Consider the following 6,039-nt stretch of genomic DNA (forward strand, 5'->3'; position numbering starts at 1 on the left):
CGCCTGCGACCTTTTTGAGTGTTGATCCGTGAGTGATTTGAGTCATATCCGCAATTTCTCCATCATCGCCCACATTGACCACGGCAAGTCGACCCTGGCCGACCGGTTTATCCAGATGTGTGGCGGCCTGGCCGACCGTGAAATGGAAGCTCAGGTGCTGGACTCCATGGATCTGGAGCGCGAACGCGGGATCACCATCAAGGCGCACAGCGTTACCCTGTATTACAAGGCTCGCGACGGCATCACCTATCAGCTGAACTTTATTGATACTCCAGGCCACGTCGACTTTACCTATGAAGTCAGCCGTTCCCTGGCGGCCTGCGAGGGCGCGCTGCTGGTGGTCGATGCCGGTCAGGGCGTGGAAGCGCAGTCGGTCGCCAACTGCTACACCGCCATCGAGCAGGGCCTTGAGGTCATGCCGGTGCTGAACAAGATCGACCTGCCGCAGGCCGATCCGGACCGGGTCAAGGAAGAGATCGAGAAGATCATTGGCATCGATGCCACCGATGCCGTGACCTGCAGCGCCAAGACCGGCCTGGGCGTCGATGAAGTACTTGAGCGCCTGGTGCACACGATCCCGGCACCGACCGGTGATGTCGAAGCGCCGCTGCAGGCGCTGATCATCGATTCCTGGTTCGACAACTACCTGGGTGTGGTCTCGTTGGTGCGTGTGCGTCACGGCCGGATCAAGAAGGGTGACAAGGTGCTGGTCAAGTCCACAGGTAAGGTGCACCTGGTCGACAGCGTCGGGGTGTTCAACCCCAAGCACACTGCCACCGTTGACCTCAAGGCCGGTGAAGTGGGCTTTATCATCGCCAGCATCAAGGACATTCACGGTGCGCCCGTTGGCGATACCCTGACCCTGGCCGCCACGCCGAACGTCGAAGTGCTGCCCGGTTTCAAACGTATCCAGCCGCAGGTCTATGCCGGGCTGTTCCCGGTCAGCTCCGATGATTTCGAAGACTTCCGTGATGCGTTGCAGAAGCTGACGCTGAACGATTCGTCACTGCAGTATTCGCCGGAAAGCTCCGATGCACTGGGTTTCGGCTTCCGTTGCGGCTTCCTCGGCATGCTGCACATGGAAATCATCCAGGAGCGCCTGGAGCGCGAATACGACCTGGATCTGATCACTACCGCACCGAGCGTAATCTTCGAAGTGGTGCTCAAGACCGGTGAGACGATCTACGTCGACAACCCGTCGAAGTTGCCGGATATTTCCTCGGTTGAGGACTTCCGCGAACCGATCGTGCAGGCCACCATCCTGGTGCCGCAGGAACACCTGGGCAACGTTATCACCCTGTGCATCGAGAAGCGCGGCGTGCAGCGCGACATGCAATTCCTCGGTTCCCAGGTTCAGGTTCGCTATGACCTGCCGATGAACGAAGTGGTGCTGGATTTCTTCGACCGCCTGAAATCCACCAGCCGCGGTTATGCCTCGCTGGATTACCATTTCGATCGCTATCAGTCGGCCAATCTGGTCAAACTGGATGTGTTGATCAATGGTGACAAGGTCGATGCCCTTGCCCTGATTGTGCATAAGGACAACGCTCACTATAAGGGTCGTGCGTTGACCGAGAAGATGAAAGAGCTGATTCCACGGCAGATGTTCGACGTGGCGATCCAGGCCGCCATTGGTGGGCAGATCGTTGCGCGGACTACGGTCAAGGCGCTGCGCAAGAACGTATTGGCCAAATGCTACGGCGGTGACGTCAGTCGTAAACGCAAGCTGCTGGAAAAGCAGAAGGCCGGTAAGAAACGCATGAAGCAGGTGGGTAACGTGGAAATTCCACAGGAAGCCTTCCTCGCTGTACTAAGGTTGGATAGTTAAGAGCCTATGTCGATCAATTTCCCGCTGTTGCTGGTTATCGCCGTTGCTGTCTGCGGCGTGTTGGCGTTGTTTGACCTGGTCTTCCTGGCCCCGCGCCGGCGAGCGGCTATCAGCACCTATCACGGCCAGGTCGGCGAGCCTGATGAGGCGGTGGTGGAACGTTTGAACAAAGAGCCTTTGCTGGTGGAGTACGGCAAGTCGTTCTTCCCGGTATTGGCGATTGTGCTGGTGCTGCGTTCGTTTCTGGTCGAGCCCTTCCAGATTCCATCCGGCTCGATGAAGCCGACCCTGGAGGTGGGCGATTTTATTCTGGTGAACAAGTTTGCCTACGGCATTCGCCTGCCAGTACTGGACACCAAGGTGATCGAAGTAGGCGACCCGCAGCGTGGCGATGTGATGGTGTTTCGTTACCCCAGCGATCCAGATATCAACTACATCAAGCGCGTAGTAGGCCTGGCCGGCGACCGTATTGCCTACAGCAGTGACAAACGCCTGACCATCAATGGCCAGTCCGTGGCGCAGCAATTGATTGGCGATGAGCCTGGCAGCCTGGGCAGCGCGACGTTGTTCAACGAGAAACTCGGTGAAGCCGAGCACCAGATCCGTAAGGAAATGCAGCGTTATCGGCTTGAGCCAGGTCGCGAGTGGGTAGTGCCGCAAGGGCATTACTTTATGATGGGCGACAACCGCGACAACTCCAATGACAGCCGTTACTGGAACGACCCGGCCATCCCTAAGCCACTGTGGGGCATGGTGCCGGATCAGAACATTGTCGGCAAAGCCTTCGCCATCTGGATGAGCTGGCCGGACCCGAAGTCGAGCAACCTGCCGAATTTCTCCCGCGTCGGCCTGATTCACTGACCGGCTGATGAATTTGCGACGCTGTTAAATACAGCGTCGCAGGCTATATATAGTCTTGCCTCCAGCCGTAATGGCTTTTACATCACTCGAATTTGGGGACAAATATGAAAGCTGCGCATTCGCAAAAAGGGATGTCGATTCTTGGTTGGTTGATGGTGCTGGCTGTTGTGGCTTTTCTGGCTAGCGCGACGTTCAAAGTGTTGCCGCATTACTTCGACTATATGTCGCTGGAGAAAATGATTACTTCTGTTGAAACCGATAAAGCTGCTGAAGTTCGTAGCGTTGGTGAGTTTTATAGCCATCTAAGCAAGGGGATGCAGGTCAACAGCATTCGCGATTTAAACATGCAGGAAGCGATTAAAATAAAAGTCGAAAACAATGAGTTTCGCGTGCACCTGAAATACGAGAAGCGCGAACCGTTGATCGAGAACATCGACCTGGTGGTGCGTTTCGATAAAGAATTCCGCGTGCGTATGCCGTGAGTGCGTCGTTAGCCCGTCTCGAGCGGCAGCTCGGTTATACCTTCAAGGACCAGGAACTGATGATCCTGGCCTTGACCCATCGCAGTTTCGCCGGGCGCAATAACGAGCGTCTGGAGTTTCTCGGTGATGCCATCCTCAACTTTGTCGCCGGCGAAGCGCTGTTTCAGCGCTTTCCGCTGGCTCGCGAAGGCCAGCTGTCACGTTTGCGTGCCCGTCTGGTCAAGGGCGAGACACTGGCGATCTTGGCCCGCGGCTTTGATCTGGGTGACTACCTGCGCCTGGGCTCCGGCGAGCTGAAGAGTGGCGGATTTCGCCGTGAGTCGATTCTGGCTGATGCGTTAGAAGCATTGATCGGCGCCATCTACCTGGATACCGGGATGGATGCGGCCCGTGAGCGGGTGTTGGCCTGGCTGACCACCGAGCTGGACAGCCTGACTCTGGTCGACACCAACAAGGACCCGAAAACCCGTCTGCAGGAGTTTCTGCAGTCGCGCGGCTGTGAGCTGCCGCGTTACGAGGTGGCGGATATTCAGGGTGAGCCGCACTGCCGGACATTCGTGGTCGAATGTCAGATCACCTTACTCAATGATAAAACCCTGGGGCAGGGTGCCAGCCGGCGTATCGCCGAGCAGGTGGCGGCCGCTGCCGCGCTGATCGCCCTGGGTGTGGAGAATGGCAATGACTGATACACCTGTTACACGCTGTGGCTATGTCGCCATCGTCGGCCGGCCCAACGTGGGCAAGTCGACGCTGCTTAACCACATCCTTGGGCAGAAGCTGGCGATCACCTCGCGCAAGCCGCAGACCACCCGCCATAACATGCTCGGGATCAAGACCGAGGGTGAGGTGCAGGCGATCTATGTCGACACCCCAGGTCTGCACAAGAACAACGAAAAAGCGCTCAACCGTTACATGAACAAGAACGCCTCGTCGGCGCTGAAGGATGTCGACGTGGTGATTTTTGTGGTCGATCGCACTCGCTGGACCGATGAAGACCAGATGGTCCTGGAGCGTATTCAATACGTCGAAGGCCCGGTGATTCTGGCGATCAACAAGACCGATCGCATCGAAGACAAAGCCGAGCTGATGCCGCATCTGGAGTGGCTGGCCACCCAGCTGCCGAAGGCCGAGATCGTGCCGGTTTCGGCCCAGCATGGGCATAACCTCGACACCTTGGAGAAACTGGTCGGCGAGCGTCTGCCGGAAGGCGTGCACTTCTTCCCGGAAGATCAGGTCACCGACCGTTCCAGTCGCTTCTTCGCCGCCGAACTGGTGCGCGAGAAAATCATGCGTCAGCTCGGTGCTGAGCTGCCCTATCAGATCACCGTGGAAATCGAGGAATTCAAGCGCGACGGGCGCATCCTGCATATCCACGCGCTGATTCTGGTCGAGCGTGATGGGCAGAAGAAGATCATCATTGGCGACAAGGGTGAGCGCATCAAGCGTATCGGCCAGGAAGCGCGCAAGGATATGGAGGTGATGTTCGACTCCAAGATCATGCTCAACCTCTGGGTCAAGGTTAAAAGTGGCTGGTCCGATGATGAGCGCGCCTTGCGCTCTCTGGGTTACGACAATATCTAGCCTGGCACGGGCGTGTCCTCGCGCCCGTTTCCGCGTCCCGTCACTGCGAGTCTCCACCGGCCATGTTTGCAGACAGTCAGCCTGCCTATGTACTGCACAGCCGCGCCTACCGCGAAAGCAGCGCGCTGGTGGACTTCCTCACCCCGCAAGGTCGTTTGCGCGCCGTTATGCGCGGTGCGCGGGGTAAGGCTGGCAGTCTGGCGCGGCCATTTATTGCGCTGGACGCCGAGTTTCGCGGGCGGGGCGAGCTGAAGAACGTCGGCCGCCTGGAGCCTGCTGGAATCCCCAATCTGCTGATGGGCGAGGCGCTGTTCAGCGGCCTGTACCTCAACGAGCTGTTGATTCGCTTGTTACCCGCCGAAGACCCACATCCCGCCGTGTTCGAGCATTACGCCATGACCGTGCTGGCGCTGGCCGAGGGCCGCGCCCTGGAGCCCTTGCTGCGTTCTTTTGAATGGCGCCTGCTCGGTGAGCTGGGCTATGGTTTCGCCTTGGACCTGGACAGCGAGGGCCAGCCCATAGTGGAGGCGGGCCTGTATCGACTGCAGACCGAAACCGGGCTGATGCCGATTGGCCAGTTGCAACCCGGCGCCTTTCAGGGCACTGAATTGCTCGCTATGGCCCAAGCTGACTGGGCTGCGCCGGGCGCTCTTGCAGCAGCCAAGCGCCTGATGCGCCAGGCTCTGGCCCCCCATTTAGGCGGTCGACCACTGGTCAGCCGTGAATTGTTTATGACGCTCAAGGAGCCAAGCCGTGACTGATGCCAATCGTATTCTGCTGGGTGTAAACATCGACCATGTGGCCACCCTGCGCCAGGCCCGTGGCACCCGTTATCCAGACCCGGTCAAGGCCGCGCTGGACGCCGAGGAAGCCGGTGCCGACGGTATCACCGTGCACCTGCGTGAAGACCGTCGGCATATCCAGGAGCGCGACGTGCGCCTGCTCAAGGAGGTGCTGCAGACGCGGATGAACTTCGAGATGGGCGTGACTGATTTCATGCTCGACTTCGCCGAAAGCATCCGCCCCGAGCATGTCTGCCTGGTCCCGGAAACTCGCCAGGAGTTGACCACCGAAGGTGGCCTGGAAGTGGCCGGGCAGGAGGCGCGCATTCGTGCCGCCGTTGAGCGTCTGAGCAAGCTCGGTTGCGAGGTGTCGTTGTTCATCGATGCCGACGAGAAGCAGATCGAGGCGGCGCGGCGCGTTGGGGCGCCGGCGGTCGAGTTGCATACTGGCCGTTACGCCGATGCTCATACGCCCGCCGAGGCTGCGCGTGAGCTGGCCCGCATC

The 6,039-nt window shown here is 58.8% G+C and carries 7 protein-coding genes; all 7 read left to right on the forward strand.

Annotated features, from left to right (window positions below; translation table 11 throughout):
• Positions 1-28: 28 nt before the first annotated feature.
• Positions 29-1,828, forward strand: a complete 1,800-nt coding sequence (gene lepA, locus WA145_RS18830; RefSeq protein WP_422583024.1) for a translation elongation factor 4 — start codon at positions 29-31, stop codon at positions 1,826-1,828.
• Positions 1,829-1,834: 6 nt separating this feature from the next.
• On the forward strand, positions 1,835-2,689 hold the full coding sequence (lepB, locus tag WA145_RS18835) for a signal peptidase I (protein ID WP_422583025.1): 855 nt from the start codon (positions 1,835-1,837) through the stop codon (positions 2,687-2,689).
• A gap of 104 nt (positions 2,690-2,793) precedes the next feature.
• Positions 2,794-3,171, forward strand: a complete 378-nt coding sequence (locus WA145_RS18840) for a DUF4845 domain-containing protein (protein WP_422583026.1) — start codon at positions 2,794-2,796, stop codon at positions 3,169-3,171.
• Positions 3,168-3,857, forward strand: a complete 690-nt coding sequence (rnc, locus tag WA145_RS18845; protein WP_422583027.1) for a ribonuclease III — start codon at positions 3,168-3,170, stop codon at positions 3,855-3,857. The genes WA145_RS18840 and rnc overlap by 4 nt, the downstream gene beginning before the upstream one ends.
• Positions 3,850-4,752 (forward strand): GTPase Era, encoded by a 903-nt coding sequence (gene era, locus WA145_RS18850; RefSeq protein WP_422583028.1) that lies wholly within the window; start codon positions 3,850-3,852, stop codon positions 4,750-4,752. Before rnc ends, era begins: the two co-directional genes overlap by 8 nt.
• A 62-nt stretch (positions 4,753-4,814) precedes the next feature.
• Positions 4,815-5,513, forward strand: coding sequence for a DNA repair protein RecO (recO, locus tag WA145_RS18855; protein WP_422583029.1), 699 nt, complete (start codon positions 4,815-4,817; stop codon positions 5,511-5,513).
• Positions 5,506-6,039, forward strand: a 534-nt coding sequence (locus WA145_RS18860) for a pyridoxine 5'-phosphate synthase (protein WP_422583030.1), incomplete at its 3' end; no start/stop codon positions are given. The genes recO and WA145_RS18860, both read left to right, overlap by 8 nt.

This window comes from Pseudomonas sp. (genome assembly GCF_049301935.1).
In the GTDB taxonomy this organism is placed as follows: Bacteria; Pseudomonadota; Gammaproteobacteria; order Pseudomonadales; family Pseudomonadaceae; genus Aquipseudomonas.

Excerpts from the sequence above, each read along its gene's own strand:
- WA145_RS18840 (WP_422583026.1), top strand. The coding sequence starts at position 2,794 with ATGAAAGCTGCGCATTCGCAAAAAGGGATGTCGATTCTTGGTTGGTTG.
- lepB (WP_422583025.1), top strand. The coding sequence starts at position 1,835 with ATGTCGATCAATTTCCCGCTGTTGCTGGTTATCGCCGTTGCTGTCTGC.
- era (WP_422583028.1), top strand. The coding sequence starts at position 3,850 with ATGACTGATACACCTGTTACACGCTGTGGCTATGTCGCCATCGTCGGC.
- recO (WP_422583029.1), top strand. The coding sequence starts at position 4,815 with ATGTTTGCAGACAGTCAGCCTGCCTATGTACTGCACAGCCGCGCCTAC.